Origin of the sequence: Pseudomonas sp. DE0010 (assembly GCF_007680745.1) — a bacterium.
Taxonomy (GTDB): Bacteria; Pseudomonadota; Gammaproteobacteria; order Pseudomonadales; family Pseudomonadaceae; genus Aquipseudomonas; species Aquipseudomonas parafulva_B.
The window spans coordinates 1-287 of the sequence record NZ_VEJQ01000177.1 but is presented as its reverse complement, the minus strand read 5'-3'; the positions used below and the strand labels follow the sequence as shown (position 1 = coordinate 287).

1 pseudogene is annotated in these 287 nt (G+C 64.5%); it reads left to right on the top strand.

Going from position 1 to position 287, the window contains the following annotated elements:
- Nucleotides 1-185 (top strand): annotated as a pseudogene (locus FS767_RS22135) (two-component sensor PhoQ); the annotation flags it as partial.
- Nucleotides 186-287: the final 102 nt, after the last annotated feature.

The following is a 287-nucleotide window of genomic DNA, read 5'->3' as shown; positions in this document are numbered from 1 at the left end:
GCATGGACAGCCGGCACCCCGGGCAGGGCATCGGCCTGGCCGTGGTGCAGGACATCCTCGAAGGCTATCGCAGCAGCCTGACCATCGACGAATCGAGTCTGGGCGGCGCCCGCTTCCGCTTCCGCCTGCCAGCGGCCATTTCCCCGGAGCGGCCTTCCTTGGTGCACAATGGCGCCAGGACGTGACCCATGGGTCATGGCTTGCGTCTGCTCCTGATAGTGAAATTCTGTCTGTAAGGACCCCGGCATGAGCCGCGACTGCCGTCATCTCGAATCCCTGTTGCACCA